General features: G+C 67.0%; 16 protein-coding genes. 7 read left to right on the plus strand and 9 right to left on the minus strand.

Features of this window, described 5'->3' with window-relative positions; translation table 11 throughout:
• The first annotated feature begins 98 nt into the window (after positions 1-98).
• Positions 99-1,682: a zinc-binding metallopeptidase family protein gene (locus G4G71_RS13440; protein WP_169938301.1), complete on the plus strand. Its 1,584-nt coding sequence runs from the start codon at positions 99-101 to the stop codon at positions 1,680-1,682.
• Positions 1,683-1,820: 138 nt separating this feature from the next.
• Here G4G71_RS13440 and G4G71_RS13445 read toward each other — a convergent pair whose 3' ends face one another.
• The 5 genes from G4G71_RS13445 to G4G71_RS13465 all read right to left on the minus strand — a co-directional run bounded on the left by G4G71_RS13445 (position 1,821) and on the right by G4G71_RS13465 (position 6,893).
• Complete coding sequence (locus G4G71_RS13445) at positions 1,821-2,054, minus strand: hypothetical protein (RefSeq protein ID WP_169938303.1); 234 nt, start codon at positions 2,052-2,054, stop codon at positions 1,821-1,823.
• Positions 2,055-2,069: 15 nt separating this feature from the next.
• Positions 2,070-4,106, minus strand: a complete 2,037-nt coding sequence (locus G4G71_RS13450) for a pyridoxamine 5'-phosphate oxidase family protein (RefSeq protein WP_169938305.1) — start codon at positions 4,104-4,106, stop codon at positions 2,070-2,072.
• 55 nt (positions 4,107-4,161) lie between these two features.
• Positions 4,162-4,785, minus strand: a complete 624-nt coding sequence (locus tag G4G71_RS13455) for a glutathione S-transferase family protein (RefSeq protein ID WP_169938308.1) — start codon at positions 4,783-4,785, stop codon at positions 4,162-4,164.
• A 297-nt stretch (positions 4,786-5,082) separates the two neighbouring features.
• On the minus strand, positions 5,083-5,985 hold the full coding sequence (locus tag G4G71_RS13460) for a LysR family transcriptional regulator (protein WP_240964919.1): 903 nt from the start codon (positions 5,983-5,985) through the stop codon (positions 5,083-5,085).
• Positions 5,982-6,893, minus strand: a complete 912-nt coding sequence (locus tag G4G71_RS13465; protein WP_169938310.1) for a LysR family transcriptional regulator — start codon at positions 6,891-6,893, stop codon at positions 5,982-5,984. Before G4G71_RS13465 ends, G4G71_RS13460 begins: the two co-directional genes overlap by 4 nt.
• Positions 6,894-7,083: 190 nt before the next feature.
• On the opposite strand from G4G71_RS13465, the gene G4G71_RS13470 reads away from it, so the two are divergent.
• Positions 7,084-7,968 carry a DMT family transporter gene (locus G4G71_RS13470; protein WP_169938312.1) on the plus strand — a complete coding sequence of 295 codons (885 nt, stop codon included), beginning with the start codon at positions 7,084-7,086 and terminating at the stop codon, positions 7,966-7,968.
• A 90-nt stretch (positions 7,969-8,058) separates the two neighbouring features.
• On the opposite strand, the gene G4G71_RS13475 is transcribed toward G4G71_RS13470, so the two are convergent.
• The gene (locus G4G71_RS13475; protein ID WP_164488274.1) at positions 8,059-8,229 is read right to left on the minus strand and encodes a hypothetical protein; all 171 of its coding nucleotides are present in this window, start codon (positions 8,227-8,229) and stop codon (positions 8,059-8,061) included.
• 282 nt (positions 8,230-8,511) lie between these two features.
• Here G4G71_RS13475 and G4G71_RS13480 point away from each other — a divergent pair, with 282 nt between their 5' ends.
• On the plus strand, positions 8,512-8,721 hold the full coding sequence (locus tag G4G71_RS13480) for a cold-shock protein (RefSeq protein WP_024763772.1): 210 nt from the start codon (positions 8,512-8,514) through the stop codon (positions 8,719-8,721).
• A gap of 82 nt (positions 8,722-8,803) precedes the next feature.
• Here G4G71_RS13480 and G4G71_RS13485 read toward each other — a convergent pair whose 3' ends face one another.
• Positions 8,804-9,193: a response regulator gene (locus tag G4G71_RS13485; RefSeq protein ID WP_169938314.1), complete on the minus strand. Its 390-nt coding sequence runs from the start codon at positions 9,191-9,193 to the stop codon at positions 8,804-8,806.
• Between the two features lie 215 nt (positions 9,194-9,408).
• On the opposite strand from G4G71_RS13485, the gene G4G71_RS13490 reads away from it, so the two are divergent.
• Together G4G71_RS13490 and G4G71_RS13495 are read left to right on the plus strand one after the other, a co-directional pair.
• Positions 9,409-10,026 (plus strand): LysE family transporter, encoded by a 618-nt coding sequence (locus G4G71_RS13490; protein ID WP_169938316.1) that lies wholly within the window; start codon positions 9,409-9,411, stop codon positions 10,024-10,026.
• Positions 10,027-10,166: 140 nt separating this feature from the next.
• Positions 10,167-11,111, plus strand: a complete 945-nt coding sequence (locus G4G71_RS13495) for a Dyp-type peroxidase (protein WP_169938318.1) — start codon at positions 10,167-10,169, stop codon at positions 11,109-11,111.
• A gap of 4 nt (positions 11,112-11,115) precedes the next feature.
• Here the strand turns inward: G4G71_RS13495 and G4G71_RS13500 are convergent, their stop codons facing one another.
• Positions 11,116-12,021 (minus strand): LysR family transcriptional regulator, encoded by a 906-nt coding sequence (locus G4G71_RS13500; protein ID WP_169938320.1) that lies wholly within the window; start codon positions 12,019-12,021, stop codon positions 11,116-11,118.
• 175 nt (positions 12,022-12,196) lie between these two features.
• On the opposite strand from G4G71_RS13500, the gene G4G71_RS13505 reads away from it, so the two are divergent.
• Positions 12,197-12,946, plus strand: coding sequence for an SDR family NAD(P)-dependent oxidoreductase (locus G4G71_RS13505; protein ID WP_169938322.1), 750 nt, complete (start codon positions 12,197-12,199; stop codon positions 12,944-12,946).
• Positions 12,947-13,064: 118 nt separating this feature from the next.
• On the plus strand, positions 13,065-13,823 hold the full coding sequence (locus G4G71_RS13510) for a class I SAM-dependent methyltransferase (RefSeq protein ID WP_169938324.1): 759 nt from the start codon (positions 13,065-13,067) through the stop codon (positions 13,821-13,823).
• A 12-nt stretch (positions 13,824-13,835) separates the two neighbouring features.
• Here the strand turns inward: G4G71_RS13510 and G4G71_RS13515 are convergent, their stop codons facing one another.
• The gene (locus tag G4G71_RS13515) at positions 13,836-14,534 is read right to left on the minus strand and encodes a phytanoyl-CoA dioxygenase family protein (protein ID WP_169942653.1); all 699 of its coding nucleotides are present in this window, start codon (positions 14,532-14,534) and stop codon (positions 13,836-13,838) included.
• Between the last annotated feature and the right edge of the window lie 6 nt (positions 14,535-14,540).

The following is a 14,540-nucleotide window of genomic DNA, read 5'->3' on the forward strand; positions in this document are numbered from 1 at the left end:
CGGACATGGGGTGGCGAAATCCTGCGCTTGTTGCAAATTCCGCTTCACCAATACTAGGCCACACGACAACAACAACAGGCAACGATGAGGAAGCCGCCATGTCGAAATTCAAGGCCTACGTCCAGCAGTGGATCGACGAGCACCGCCAGCAGCTGTCCGACTGGCACCAGGTGATCTGGCATTTCGCCGAGCCGGCCTTCCGCGAGTACAAGTCCTGCGCCTGGTACGTGGAATTGCTGCGCCGCGAAGGCTTCACGGTGGAAGAGGGCAGCGGCGGCATGCCCACGGCCTTCGTCGCTACTTTCAGCAACGGCGACGGGCCGATCCTCGCCACCTACGCCGAATACGACGCGGTGCCGGGCAACTGTCAGGCGGCGGCGACCAGGCCGATGCCGCGCGAGGGACTGTCGAAATACGCGCCCGGCCATACCGACCCGCATTCCGCGCTGGGCATCAGCGCCCTGGGCGGCGTGCTGGCGGCCAAGGCGGCGATGCTGGAATTCGGCATCCAGGGCACCATCAGGTTCTTCGGCGAGCCGGCGGAAAAGCTGCGCGCCTCCAAGCCCGTGCACGCCGCCAAGGGCTACTACGACGACCTCGACGCCGCCGTCAGCTTCCACCCCACCTACATGCTGCCGCTGAACAACACCACCACCTGGGACACCCACTGCGGCATCGCCTACTCGTACATCTACACCTTCACCTGCGAAGACCCGCAGAACTGGATTGCCGCCGACCGCTACAGCCCGATCCCGCAGAACCACCTCGCGGCTCGCGCGCCGGGCGCCAACGATGCGCTGGTGCACTTCTACACGCTGAACGAAAGCCTGCGCCGCTCGACGTTGCCGTTTACCGGGCTGTGGAGCTTCAACGAGGCCATCCTCACCGCCGGCCAGGCCACCGCCGACAACCTGCCGCCGCACATCTCGCAGATCCAGTACCTGCTGCGTTGCGACTCCATCGAGCAGGCCGAAACCATCTCCACGGTGATGGACAACAACGCCGCCGCCGCGGCCATGGCTACCGGCTGCCAGTGGAAGAAGACCTGGGTCTGCAAATCCCGCGGCGGGCTGGCCAACCACGCACTGGCGCAGGCCTGCTACGACAACCTCGCCGCCATCGGCGCGCCGAGCTGGGGCGAAAAGGCCATCGCCGTGGCGCGGGAAATCCAGGCGAACCTCGGCCTTGACCCCATGGATGAGCCCTTCCTGCCGGCCACCCAGGCGCTGATCGAGCCGCAGGAATGCGAGCGGCAGATGCGCCTGCAGATGCCGGCGTGGCAGAAGTACCTGACTTCCGACGATTACCCCGAATACACCTGGCACTGCCCGACCGTGCGCCTCTACGTGGCCCGGCCGATGCTCAGCGCACCCGTGGGCTTCACCTATCCGGACTGGGTATCCAACGCCCTGGGCGGCATCCGCGAGACCATCGACCCGATGATCGACGTGGCGTCGAAAACCATCGGCAGCACCTTGATCGAGCTGTTCACCGATGCCGAACTGCTGGCCGAGGCGACCCGCGAGTTCAACCAGCGCACCGGCGGCGGTATCGGCGGCGAGCAGTGGCAGGCGCCGCTGCTGCCGAGCGACTTCAAGGTCCCGCACCGATTCCGCTGGCCGGAATACATCCGCACGGTGCGCGGCGAGGAGTGGTGGATTCCGGCGCGGGAAGACGAGTGATCAGCGCCGACCCGATCTCCCAAACCCGACGGGAAACGCGGCCGCAGGATGGCTTTTTGTAGGAGCGAGCTTGCTCGCGAACCGCATTCCACCCAAGCGTCGGTGTGAGCGCAAGGTTGTTCGCGAGCAAGCTCGCTCCTACAGGGACTTCGCCGAGATAGGGGCGCGTTTGAGCCAGCGCACCAGCGCCGCGCCGAACTCCACGGCGCGCGACCGCGACGGACAACCCGGCGACGAAAGCAGTTGTGGCAACAGGAAGCCCACTTCCGCCTCGTTGGGCCCGCAGAAACCCGGCCCGGCCGACTCGACGACTTCCTCGTCCCAATGCGGAAAGCGCGCGCTCCCACCCTCGAATGAATTCAGTGTGTTCATGATCGACTCACCTCCCTAGAGGTCCAGCACCAGCGGTTGCACGCCGCTCTCGTCCTGCGCCGGGATGGCGCAGCAGATCAGTGCGCTGCCGGCTTCGGGCAGTTGCGCCGGCGGGTTGGGGTAGTGCACCTGGCCGCTGACGATCCTCGTCCGGCAGGTGCCGCAGGAGCCGCCCCGGCAGCTGAAGTCGGGCGAGAGTCCGCGCGCTTCAGCCAGCTCCAGCAGCGTGCCGCTGTCGGGTTTCCAGCGCGCTTCCTTGGCCGAGCCGGCGAAGTACACCGGCACGGGCTCGGTGGCGGCAGGCGGCTGCACCAGCACAGGTGCCTGGCCGTCGCCCCGGCGCTTGAGGGTCGAGGGGCCGAAGGTCTCGGCGTGGATGCGCGCGTCGGCGATATTCAGCCCGCGCAGGCCGTCGTAGATCGCCTGGGTGAATTCGCCGGGGCCGCAGACATAGAAGTCGTAATCGTCCAGCGGCAGCCGGGCCTTGATCGCCTCGATATCCAGGCGCCCGGCCTGCTCGAAGTCGCGGCCGAGCACGGCTTCCGATTCGGGGCGGCTGAGCGCGCGATGGACTTGCAGTTGCGGCGTGCGCTGGCGCAGTTCGGCGATTTCCCGCTGGAACGGTAATTGGCCCAGCGTTCGCGAGGACTGGAACAGATGCACGCGCCGCGCCGGGCTCGCCGCCAGTTCGCGCAGCATCGAGAGCAGCGGGGTGATGCCCACGCCCGCGCCGATCAGCACGACCGGGCGTGCGCTGTCGCCCTTCAGGGTGAAGCTGCCCATGGGGGCGCGGACCTGCAGGCGGTCGCCCAACCGAACCTGCTCATGCAAGTGACGCGAGGCCGGCCCTTGGGCCTTCACGCTGATGCGCAGTTCGCCGTCCGACGGCGCGCTGGACAGGCTATAGGTGCGGATCAGTGCCTGTTCGCCGATTGCCAGGCGTACCGGCAGATGCTGGCCTGGCGCGAAATTCACGGCGGTGCCGGCCGGCGGTTGCAGGTAGAACGAGCGAATGTCCTCGCTTTCCTGCTCCACGCGCAGCACCTGCCAGTCCTGCCACTGCTGGCGCTGCTCGCGCTCCTGCAGCTTGGCGTCGGCCTCGGCCCAGGTGCCGGTCATCAGGCTGGTGGGCGAGTACTCGCGGAAGCTCCAGCGCAGCGCCAGGGCGCTGCGGCGCAGCACGGCGTGCTCTACGTCCAGCGTCCACAGGCGCTCGGCGCCTTCGAAGGCGGCCAGCAGCGGGCTGTCGAAGAGGATTTCGCTACGGCCATGGACCTGCAGCACGTCGCCGCTGGCGAAGTCGACGAAGAGCAGCCCGGCCTGCGGGTTGGCCTGCAGGTTGCCCAGGGTGTTGAAGTGCAGGTTGCCGGCGTAGTCGGGGATGGTCAGGCGGTTGCCCTCGACCCGGACGAAGCCGGGGCGGCCACCGCGGTGGGAGACGTCCACCGAGCGCTCGCCATCCTCATGCTGCACGTAGCTGGCGACGAAGAAGGTGTCGGCGTTGCGGACGATAGCGGCCAGCTCCTCGTTCAGCGCCCCGAAGTCCTCGCGCGGGGCACGCTGGCTGTAGCGCTGTTCGTCGCGGCTCCAGTCGCGTTTCTGGATGTACTGCGGGCAGTTGCCGAAAGAGTGCTCGACGGCAACCGTCAGCAGGCCGCCGTCGACCTCGCGGAGGACGCCATTCATGCGGTTGCGCCGCCGGGTGTGCAGCTCGATGCCCAGCAGGCCGATGGCGTTACCGGCCTGCAGGCCGCTGACGGCGGGGTCCTGATCGTCGGGGACGCTGTCGAGCTGCAGGCTTTTCGGATCGGGCGAGGTGATGAAGCCTTCCGCGCCTTCGAGCAGGGTCGCCCAGGGCCGGCCCTGGTCATCCACGGCGCCGACGATGATGAACGGCAGCTGGTGGTAGAACTCGCGGTGCTGGTCGGGCATGTAGTCGCGGATGACTTTCTGGCCGTGGACCTCCATGCGCTCGGCGACGCCGACGCGCTCCTGGATCGCCTTCTCGCCGGCGTGCCAGGGGGAGCTACGGTGTTTGGGCAACTGGAACATGACGGGCACCTCGCAGCGAAGGTGCCGCCGGGTCAGCCCGGCGGCGAGGGTTGCATCAGGCCTGCAGGCCGATGGCGGTGCGCTGCATCGGCACGAAGCCGGGCAGCGCTTCCACGCGGGCCAGCCAGGCGCGCAGGTTCGGGTACTCCTGCAGGGACACATTGCCCTCCGGCGCGTGGGAGATGTAGGAGTAGTTGGACACGTCGGCGATGGTCGCCTCGTTGCCAGCCAGGAACGGCGTTCTGGCCAGCTCCAGCTCCATCACCTGGAACAGCGCGTGGGCACGGGTGATGACTTCCTGGGCGTTGAAGGCCGCGCCGAACACGGTGACCAGCCGCGCGGCGGCGGGGCCGAACGCCACCTGCCCGGCAGCTACCGACAGCCAGCGCTGCACGCGGGCGGCGCCTTGCGGGTCTTCCGGCAGCCAGCGGCCGTTGCCGTATTTTTTCGCCAGGTAAACGAGGATGGCGTTGGAATCGGCGACGATGACGCCTTGGTCATCGATCACCGGCACCTGGCCGAAGCTGTTCAGGGCGAGGAAGTCCGGGTGCTTGTGCGCGCCCTTGGCAAGGTCGACATCGATCAGTTCGACGGGCAGTTGCAGCAGCGAGAGCATCAGCTCGATGCGATGGGCGTGGCCGGACAGCGGATGGCGGAAGAGCTTGATGGTGTGGGACATGACGGTGACTCCTTGGCTTGTGTGGGTAGGCAGCGCGAGTCGGTCGGTGGCGGGTTGCTCGAGCTGATGGGTGAATGCTGCGCTCGAAGGCCGGCGCGCAGAATCCCCAGGGCCGACAATCCAGCGTTTCAGAATGCGGAAGAATGGGACAGCGGGTGCAGCCGTTACCCTGGGTCCGCAGTGGCGATGTTCGCGAGCAAGCTCGCTCCTACAAGGAAACGCCGGAGCTGACCTGTAGGAGCGAGCTTGCTCGCGAACCGCCCAGAGCGCAGAAGGGAGAATGGGACACTGCTTGCTTCAGCCGCGCAGCGCCGGATGCGCCCGCAAGCGCGGCACCGCGAAGTCGAGGAAGGTGCGCACGCGCGCCGCCGCACGGCGGCCTTCGCGGTAGATCAGCTGTACCGGCAGGTCGGGCGCGGCATAGTCCTGCAGCACGACCTGCAGCTGTCCGCTGCTCAGTTCGGCATGCGCCTCGTGGCTCATGCAGCGGGTCAGCCCGAGCCCGAGGCTGGCGGCGCGGATCGCCGCGGGGGTGGTGCTGCAGGCGAGCCGCGGGACCAGGCGCACCGAGCGCGCCGCGCCGTGGTGACGGAAGCGCCACTCGCTGATCGCTCCCAGGCTGCCGGGAACGATGATGTGGTGCGCCTTGAGGTCTTCCGGCGCCTGCGGCACGCCATGGCGCGCGAGGTATCCAGGCGACGCGCAGATCACCGGTCGCACCGTGCCCACCGGCAGGGCGAAGCCGGAGGAGTCGGGCAGGGCGCCTATCACCAGGGCGACGTCGATACCATCTTCCAGCAGGCGCGGCAGGTCTTCCCGGTGCCGGCTGACCAGGCGCACTTCAGGAAAGGCGGCCAGGTAGTCCAGCGCGATGGGGGCGAAGATCCGGTCGGCCAGCAACAACGGCAGGGAGAGGTTCAGTTGGCCGGCCGGGTGCGCCTGCAGGCCGCCGAGCGAGCCCTCTGTGTCCTCGATGTCCTGGAAAATCTGCCGGCAACTGGCGGCGAACGCTTCGCCACGCGGGCTCAATTCGATTCCCCGCGGGCCGCGCAGCAGCAGCTCGCACTGCAGGCGCGACTCCAGCGCGGCAATCAGGCGCGTCACCGTTGCGCTGGAGAGCTGCAACCGGCGAGCGCCCGCGGCGAGGCTGCCGGAGCGCGCCACGGCGTCGAACGCCTGCATTTCCCGGTAGCGACTCACGGCTTCGCCGCTTGCAGCGCCGGGTTGGCGCGCAGCCGCGCGGCGCAGTGGTCGACGAAGCTGCGGACCTTCGCCGGCAATCGCGCGCCGTCCTGGTAGAGCAGGTGGATGGGCAGCGGCGCGGTGGCGAAGGCATCCAGGACGATCTCCAGCTCGCCGCGTGCCACGGCCTCGGCGGCCTGGTACGAAAGCACGCGGGTGTAGCCTGCGCCCAGGCGCGCGGCGTGGATGGCGGCGTTGTTCGAACTGACCACGAAGCGCGACGGCGGGCGCAGGGTCAGCGGTCCGTCCGCGGTGACGAACTGCCAGTCGGTGAGCAGCACGCTGGTGGCAGCCATCACCACCGGTGCATCAACCAGTTCACTGGGGTGCAGCGGCCGGCCGTGGCGGTCGAGGAAGGCAGGGGAGGCGCAGACCACCGGGCGGATTTCGCCGACCCTCAATGCGGTCAGGTTGCCCTCGGGCAACTGGCCGATGCGCACGGCGACATCGATACCCTCGTCGAGCATGTTCACCACGCGGTCCACCAGCAGCGCGTTGACCGTCACCTCGGCGTGGGTATCCAGGTAGCTGGCGACCAGCGGAATCAGGTACAGCTCGCCGAACAGCACCGGGGCGGTCACCGTCAGGTTGCCGCGCGGGCGCAGGGCGCTGCCGGAGGCCAGCTCCTCGGCATCCTCCAGTTCCTGCAGGATGCGCCGGCAGTCTTCGACATAACGCTGGCCGGCCTCGGTCAGCCGCACGCTGCGCGTGCTGCGGGCCAGCAGCAGGGTGCCCAGGCGCTTTTCCAGCGCGGCGATGGCGCGGGTCACGCTGGGCGGCGAAAGGCCCAGTTGCCTGGCGCCGGCGGCAAGGCTGCCGGCTTCGGCCACGGCCAGCAGCACTGTCATTTCCTGAAACCTGTCCATGGATCACCGTTGTCGCCTTGAGCGGGTCGCCAGACTGTAGAGGGAAGCCGCGCGGGATTGAAGTGCCGGTGGCCTGCGGGCGACATCGGCGTGCTTGCCAGCGCCGCCTGGCTTGACCACGCCCCGGCCGCTCCGGCACAAGCGCTGGAGGCGCCCGCAGCGAGGCGCCACCGCCTGCGAGCCTTCCTCCATGACCAGCAAGACCACGGCCACCGCGCTGGCCGCTACCAGCAACCCACGCCTGGGTATCGGCCTGTGCCTGCTGTCGATGCTCATCTTTGCCTGCCAGGACGGCATCACCAAGGTGCTCGTCCGCCACCTGCCGGTGAGCGAGCTGGTGATGGTGCGTTACTGGGTTTTCGTGCTGTTCGCGCTCGTCGTCTGCCGTTCGCAGGGTGGCGTGCGCCAGGCTGCCCGCAGCGCCAGCCCCTGGCAGCAGGTGGTGCGCGCGTTGCTGGGCGTGGGCGAGATCGCGCTGTTCGGCCTGGCGCTGCGCTACCTCGGTTTGGCCGAGACCCACGCGCTCTATGCGGTCTTCCCGCTGATGACGCTGGGCCTGGCGCGGCTGCTGCTCGGCGAGCGGCTGGTCGGCCGGCAATGGCTGGCGGCGGCTGTCGGGTTCGGCGGCACGCTGCTGATCCTGCGTCCCGGCATGGGAGTGTTCGAGCCGGCGGCGCTGATTCCGCTGGCGGCGGCGCTGACCTTTGCCTTCTTCAACATTCTCTCGCGGCGCATCAGCCAGACCGACTCCTTTGCCACCACCACGCTGTACATGGCAGTTGCCGGAGCGCTGTCCGTAAGCGCGGTTGGCTTGCCGGCCTGGGTCACGCCAACGCCTCACGAAGCCATGCTGATGTCGATCGTCGCCGTCTCCGGGGTCGTCGCGCAGTTGCTGCTGATCCAGGCGCTGAAGTACGCCCAGGCCTCAACGCTGCAGCCGTTCAACTATTCGCTGCTGGCCTTCGCCACGCTGATCGGCCTCATCGTCTTCGGCGAGGCGCCGACCGCCTGGACGATCACCGGTGCACTGCTGATCCTGCTCGCAGGCTTGTTCTCGATAAGGCCGGCGGCCTAGTCCCGAGGTGGTAGGCCAGCCCGAGCCTGGCGCACAAATGACAAGGCCGTATCGAAGGATACGGCCTTTTCTGTGCTGCCCGTGGATCAATCAGGCGTCAGGCTTCCTGGGCTTGGCGAGAGTGAATTCGGCGCGCTTGTAGGGTTCGGTCCGGCCATGCTTGCCCGCAGGGATTTCCTGGATCTCGCCGCCTTTTGAAAGAAATGCTGAGATTTTCTTATCCAGCTCCGATCGTTTGCTTTTCGTCTCTGACTCGGACATTCGGTCACCTGAGGTGATGAGCCACCTGGCTGGCGGCTAGCGGACACTATACCCACCTCGACCGGTGAATACCGACCGCCCGGCCGATTTAAGCATTTTCATGCGAAATCGCTACTTATTCCCTGCCAGATCTGTATGCTGAGCCTCTGCCTGCTCGGTTTAGCGGCACCGTCCGATGTTTTGTCTTCTTGATTCTCCATCTCTGCGGCCCCCTCTTCACTTCGCATACAGTCACGCCAGGCATGTCGCATGGCCTGATTTCCTTTTGATTGGAGATTCATCATGGCAACTCGCCAAACCGGTACCGTTAAATGGTTCAACGCCGAGAAGGGCTTCGGCTTCATCACCCCGGAAAGCGGCGCGGACGTCTTCGTCCATTTCCGTGCCATCGAAGGCACCGGCTATAAGTCGCTCGACGAAGGCCAGGTCGTGACCTTCAACGTCACTGCCGGCGCCAAAGGCCCGCAGGCCGAGCAAGTGCAAGTGATCTGACCGATCGTTCGCTGAAAAAGCCCCGCTGATGCGGGGCTTTTTTGTTTCTGCCGCCAGGTGCGCTGCGCTGGCCGCTGCCGATTCAATGGCGTGTTCCCAGCGCCTCGTCGATGAGGCCGGTCAGCGTCGGAAGGTCGAACGGCTTGTCCAGGAAGCGGCAGGCGGGATAGTCGTCGCTCCATGCGCCGCCGGACATGATGATGATCGGAATGGCGGGAAACCGTCGGGCGACCTGCCGTGCCAGCTCGGCGCCATCGATGCTGCCGGGCATGGAGATATCGGTCAGCAGCAGTGCCAGTTGCCCGGGGTTGCCGTTGATCCAGGCGAGCCCGTCGTCGGCATTGCCCAGGACCACGGCCTCGATCCCGTGATCCTCCATGGCCATGCCCAGCATCCTGGCCAGGTTCGAGTCGTCATCGAGAATGAGCACATAGCTGGGAGGAGCGGAGGGTGGGCTACCGAGCTTGTCCATGCGATGTCTTCCTGCGTGGGTGTGTGCGGTAGAGGGCCCGGCCGGCAATGCGTTCAGATTACCTGAGCAGAAGGTCGGCCCGCCGACCGAAGGCTCTGCGGCGGGGAGCGCGGAGGCTGGAAGTGGTCGCTCTCTCGGCGCAGGTCAAAACCCTAGGAGGCGGGTGATAGACTCGGCGCTCAACTCAGTCTTGACCTGCCCCAGGAGCCTTCCTCATGTTCGGAGTGACCGATTACGGCGCCTTCCTGATCGCCTTCGTGGTGCTCCTGGCCATCCCCGGCCCCGGCAACTTCGCGTTGATCACGGCGACCGGCAAGGGCGGCGTGAGGGCAGGGTTGGCGGCCACCTGCGGGGTGATACTGGGCGACCAGGTGCTGCTGTGGATGGCGGTGGCGGGGGTAGCGACGCTGCTCGCCACTTACCCGACTGCCTTCCATGCGGTGCAGTGGCTGGGCGCAGCTTACCTGGCATGGTTGGGCCTGCGCATGCTGCTGAGCAAACCAGGCGATGCACCGCGGCAGAGCCGCATGGACAACGGCCACTACCTGCGCCAGACCATGCTGATCACCTTGCTCAATCCCAAAGCCATCGTGTTCTACATGGCCTTTCTGCCGTTGTTCGTCGATCCGGTGAAGCACCAGGGGCTGGTGACTTTCGCCTTCATGGCGGCGACCGTGGCGGTCGTGACCTTCCTCTACGGGCTGGTAGCCGTGCTGCTGACCCACAGGCTGGCCGAGCGTATGCGCGCCAACCCGCGTGTCGCCAATCTGCTGGAGCGGCTGGCGGGGGCTTGCCTGCTCGGTTTCGGTATCAAGCTCGCGGCGATGCGCTAGGGCGTAGCAGAGCATCCGCTGTCTCGAAGGGCCGGCTCGAAAGCCCGGCCCTTTGTCATGCGCAGCCCGCATTGTCATCGCGGTAGGCGACCTGCTTTGATAACCCATCTTCCCAACCCCGATGGCGGCGAATGGAAACCATGCTCAACGAATCCCCCGTACCCCAGGCAGTCGACAGCCCGATCACCCGCAGCGCGATCTTCCTCGTTGCGACGTTGATGCCGGGGAAGGACTGGAGCCCGGTTCGAGCCCTCTGCGAGGACGTGGCGGCGCTGGTGCGCTCGGTCGGCAAGCGCGTGCCGGCGGGCAACCTGTCCTGCGTGGTGGGTTTCGGTTCGGCGGCCTGGGATGCACTGTTCGGCGCTCCGCGTCCGGCGTCCCTGCATGCCTTCCGCCAGATCGGCACAGGCGAGCGGGTCGCCGTCTCCACGCCGGGCGATCTGCTGCTGCACATTCGCGCCGAGCAGATGGACCTCTGTTTCGAGCTGGCGTCGCAGCTGGTCGCGCGCCTGGGCGAGGCGGTCACGGTGGTCGATGAAGTCCAGGGTTTCCGCTACTTCGACATGCGCAGCATCATCGGTTTCGTCGACGGCACCGAGAACCCGGAGGGGCGCGAGATTCCGCACTTCACCCTGATCGGCGACGAAGACGCGGAGTTCGCCGGCGGCAGCTACGTCCTGGTGCAGAAGTACCTGCATGACATGGCCGGCTGGAACCAGCTTCCCACTGAAACCCAGGAGCGCATCATCGGCCGCACCAAGCTGGCCGATATCGAACTGGCCGACGACGTGAAACCGAGCTGCTCGCACAGTTCGCTGACCACCCTGGAGAAGGACGGCCAGGAAGTGAAGATCCTGCGCGACAACATGCCGTTCGGCAGGCCCGGGGCAGGGGAGTTCGGCACCTACTTCATTGGCTACGCCCGCTCGCCGGCACCGGTGGAGGAAATGCTGGAGAACATGTTCGTCGGCCGCCCGGCCGGCAACTACGATCGCCTGCTGGACTACAGCAAGGCGGTGACGGGCAGCCTGTTCTTCGTGCCCTCGGCCGACCTGCTCGAAGCGCTGGCAGACAGGGCGCCCTGAGCGCTCAACCGGCAACCCGCGGCGGGAAGCACTCCACCAGCCAGTCGATGAACACCCGCAAGCGGTGAGTGACGTAGCGGTTCTGCGGGTAGACGACGTGGAAGGGATAGGGCGGCGGGCGCCAGTCCGCGAGGATTTCCACCAGCGTGCCGTCGCGCAGGGCTGCGCCGGCGGCGTAGGAGAAGGTCTGGATGATGCCCAGGCCGGCGACGCAGGCAGCCAGGTGCGCGTTGCTTTCATTGACGCCGATGCGGTGCTCGATTTTCAGCTCGCTGCGTTCGCCGTCGCGCTCGAAGCGGAAGGGCACCGCGCGACCGTTCTGCGGTGACAGGTAGCTGACCAGCCCGTGGCCGTTGCGCAGTTCCTCGGGGTAAGCGGGGATGCCGTTGTGGCGCAGGTACTCGGGCGAGGCGCAGGTGACCATGGTCGCGTGGCCGATGCCGCGCGCCACCAGCGACGAGGCGTCCAGCGCGCCGCCGCGGATCACGCAGTCGACGTTGTCGCCGATCAGGTCCACCGAGCGGTCGGACACGCCCAGGTCGATGCGTATGTCCGGGTAGCGCTCCAGGAAGTCCGGCAGCAGCGGTATCAGTACGTCCCGCGCGGTCGAGCCGCCGACATCGATGCGCAGATGGCCGCGTGGCTTGCTGCGGGCAATGTTGAAGGACGAGTCGATGTCTTCCAGGTCACGCAATACGCGGCTGGCCTTGGCGTAGTAGTCCTGGCCTTCGGGCGTCACCGTGACGCGCCTTGTGGTGCGTTGCAGCAGGCGGACGCCCAGGTGCGCCTCCAGCTCCTGCACCAGCTTGCTGAGGGTGGCGTTGGGCATGTCCAGCGAGTCGGCGGCGCGGGTGAAGTTGCCGGCTTCCACCACGCGGGCGAAGGCACGGATGGCCTGGAGCTGGTCCATGGGAGTTCCTCTAAGGGGATCGCCTGATTATCCATGGGTATGGATAGTCATTCCATTGTATGCGCTTTTTCCATCAATTGCCGGGCCCTAGAGTAGCGCCATGCCTCACCGCAAAGCCGCGCCAGATGCCGGCCAGGAGGCAGAACCCTCAACTCGCAAAGCTCAGGAGCTCATCATGAACAAGTCCCTCACTGGTAAAGTTGCACTGGTCACCGGCGGCAGCACCGGCATCGGCCTCGGCGCCGCACAGGAACTCGCCGCGCAAGGTGCCCGCGTCTTCATCACCGGCCGCCGCCAGGCCGAACTGGACGCCGCCGTTGAAGCCATCGGCCCGGCCGCCACGGCCATCCGTGCCGACGCCTCGGTGCTCGCCGATCTCGATGCGGTGTACGCGCAGATCGCAAAAACTGCCGGCCGGCTGGATATCCTCTTTGCCAACGCGGGCGGCGGCGACATGCTCCCGCTGGGCGCGATCACCGAGGAACACTTCGACCGAATCTTCGGCACCAACGTGCGCGGCGTGCTGTTCACCGTGCAGAAGGCATTGCCGCTGCTGGTCGATGGCGCGTCGGTGATCCTCACCTCGTCCACCACTTCGATCCAGGGCACTGCCAACTTCAGCGTGTACAGTGCGAGCAAGGCCGCCGTGCGCAACTTCGCCCGTTCCTGGGCGCTGGATCTGAAGGACCGGGGCATTCGCGTCAATGTCGTCAGCCCCGGCCCGGTCCGCACTCCCGGCCTGGGCGACCTAGTGCCCGAGGAAGCGCGCCAGGGCCTGTTCGATGCGCTGGCCAGCCAGGTACCGCTGGGCCGGCTGGGCGAACCTCGCGAGATTGGCAAGGCGGTGGCCTTCCTGGCCTCGGAGTCGGCCAGCTTCATCAACGGCATCGAGTTGTTCGTCGATGGCGGCATGGCGCAGGTCTGACCATGCAATGGGCTGGGCAGGGCGTGCGTCCTGCTGCGGCCTGTGTGGCTCTGGTGTGCTGGCCCGTTTGCCCTTTACAGTCGCGGCAGGCCAGTTTTCAAGACAGGAGCCGCCAGCCATGAACGACACGTCAACCGACCTGCGCAACTGGTTCGACCAGGGCGGCCAGGCCTACGCGCGCTTCCGCCCCGAGTACCCGGCGGAGCTTGCCTCCTGCCTGGCCTCGCTGGCTCCCGACCGGGCGTTGGCAGTCGACGTGGGGTGCGGTAGCGGCCAGCTGACCCGGCAATTGGCCGAGCATTTCAGCTCGGTCGTCGGCTTCGATCCCAGCGCGGAGCAGATTGCCCATGCCGCGCCCCGCGCGAACCTGAGCTATGCCTGCGCCCAGGCCGAAGAACTCCCGCTGGCCGACCACAGCGCCAGCCTGATCACGGCGGCACAGGCCGCGCACTGGTTCGACCTGCCGAAGTTCTACGCCGAGGTCCGGCGAATCGCCGAACCCGACGCGGTCCTGGCGCTGATCAGCTACGGCGTGCTGCACCTGGACGGCGATCCGGGCAAGCGTTTCGAGACTTTCTACTGGCAGGAGATCGGCCCTTACTGGCCCGCCGAGCGCAAGCTGGTGGACAGCGGCTACGCGACCCTCGATTTCCCCTTCGCCGAGTTTCCGGGGCCGGAGATCGCCATCCGCCTGGAATGGACCCTCGACGAGTTCCTCGGCTACGTCTCCACCTGGTCGGCAGTGCGCAGCGCCCGGGAAGCCGGGCGCGAAGACCTGCTGCAGCACTTCGCCGCCGACCTGGCCGAGCGCTGGGGCGACCCTGCAGCGCGGCTTGCGGTCAGTTGGCCGATCAACATGAGGATCGGACGGGTGTGAAGTCTCCGTCACTCAGCGGTGTGCGCATGACCTCGCAGCGCTTTGTCCGGCGATTGCCGGATCGAAGCGCTCGCTCGTGTCCATACGGACATTGCGCAAGGCCAGCGTCTCCAGATGCGCTGCGTAGAGGGAGTCCGAGCGGTAGCTGATCAGGATCGTGCGGCGGCGGGCACCGTTGGTGTTCAGGCTGCCTGCGTGCACCAGGTCGACGTCGAAGACCAGAATGTCACCGGCCCGCCCGCTCAGATGCACGGAAGCGGACTCATCTTGGAAGTCGAGCGGCGGCGCTGCGGGAGCGGGCCGATGGCTGCGGGGAACGATCCGGGTGGCACCATTTCCCTGAGCGAAGTCATCGAGAAAGGCGAGGGCGCTGACCATGTCGCCCGGACGCCGGGCCGACAGATCGCGATGCAGTTGTTGATGACCGCCGCCGGGCAAGGGCTCGCGCCCTTCGACCTGGGCGAGGAAGAAGCCCTCGCCGATCAGCATGCCCGCTGCCGACAGCAGTTGCGGCAGCCGACACGCCGCCTGCACGGCCGGCTCCAGGTCCATCTGCGCATGGCGCCAATCCATTCCGCGGGGCACCGGCCATTGATCCGATGGCAGGACATTGGCGTCGAAAGCCGCACGCAGCTCTTCGAGCATCGCGTGCGGGATCACCTGGCGCAGCAGCGCGTAGCCCTCCCGGTGTAGTTGTGCCTGATCCAGCATGGTTTG

The sequence above is a fragment of the Pseudomonas multiresinivorans genome (genome assembly GCF_012971725.1).
Lineage (GTDB): Bacteria > Pseudomonadota > Gammaproteobacteria > Pseudomonadales > Pseudomonadaceae > Pseudomonas > Pseudomonas multiresinivorans.

What these genes read in the sequence shown, in the direction of transcription:
- G4G71_RS13440 (WP_169938301.1), top strand. Translation starts at nt 99, where the DNA reads ATGTCGAAATTCAAGGCCTACGTCCAGCAGTGGATCGACGAGCACCGC.
- G4G71_RS13445 (WP_169938303.1), bottom strand. Translation starts at nt 2,054, where the DNA reads ATGAACACACTGAATTCATTCGAGGGTGGGAGCGCGCGCTTTCCGCAT.
- G4G71_RS13450 (WP_169938305.1), bottom strand. Translation starts at nt 4,106, where the DNA reads ATGTTCCAGTTGCCCAAACACCGTAGCTCCCCCTGGCACGCCGGCGAG.
- G4G71_RS13455 (WP_169938308.1), bottom strand. Translation starts at nt 4,785, where the DNA reads ATGTCCCACACCATCAAGCTCTTCCGCCATCCGCTGTCCGGCCACGCC.
- G4G71_RS13465 (WP_169938310.1), bottom strand. Translation starts at nt 6,893, where the DNA reads ATGGACAGGTTTCAGGAAATGACAGTGCTGCTGGCCGTGGCCGAAGCC.
- G4G71_RS13470 (WP_169938312.1), top strand. Translation starts at nt 7,084, where the DNA reads ATGACCAGCAAGACCACGGCCACCGCGCTGGCCGCTACCAGCAACCCA.
- G4G71_RS13475 (WP_164488274.1), bottom strand. Translation starts at nt 8,229, where the DNA reads ATGTCCGAGTCAGAGACGAAAAGCAAACGATCGGAGCTGGATAAGAAA.
- G4G71_RS13480 (WP_024763772.1), top strand. Translation starts at nt 8,512, where the DNA reads ATGGCAACTCGCCAAACCGGTACCGTTAAATGGTTCAACGCCGAGAAG.
- G4G71_RS13485 (WP_169938314.1), bottom strand. Translation starts at nt 9,193, where the DNA reads ATGGACAAGCTCGGTAGCCCACCCTCCGCTCCTCCCAGCTATGTGCTC.
- G4G71_RS13490 (WP_169938316.1), top strand. Translation starts at nt 9,409, where the DNA reads ATGTTCGGAGTGACCGATTACGGCGCCTTCCTGATCGCCTTCGTGGTG.
- G4G71_RS13495 (WP_169938318.1), top strand. Translation starts at nt 10,167, where the DNA reads ATGCTCAACGAATCCCCCGTACCCCAGGCAGTCGACAGCCCGATCACC.
- G4G71_RS13500 (WP_169938320.1), bottom strand. Translation starts at nt 12,021, where the DNA reads ATGGACCAGCTCCAGGCCATCCGTGCCTTCGCCCGCGTGGTGGAAGCC.
- G4G71_RS13505 (WP_169938322.1), top strand. Translation starts at nt 12,197, where the DNA reads ATGAACAAGTCCCTCACTGGTAAAGTTGCACTGGTCACCGGCGGCAGC.
- G4G71_RS13510 (WP_169938324.1), top strand. Translation starts at nt 13,065, where the DNA reads ATGAACGACACGTCAACCGACCTGCGCAACTGGTTCGACCAGGGCGGC.
- G4G71_RS13515 (WP_169942653.1), bottom strand. Translation starts at nt 14,534, where the DNA reads ATGCTGGATCAGGCACAACTACACCGGGAGGGCTACGCGCTGCTGCGC.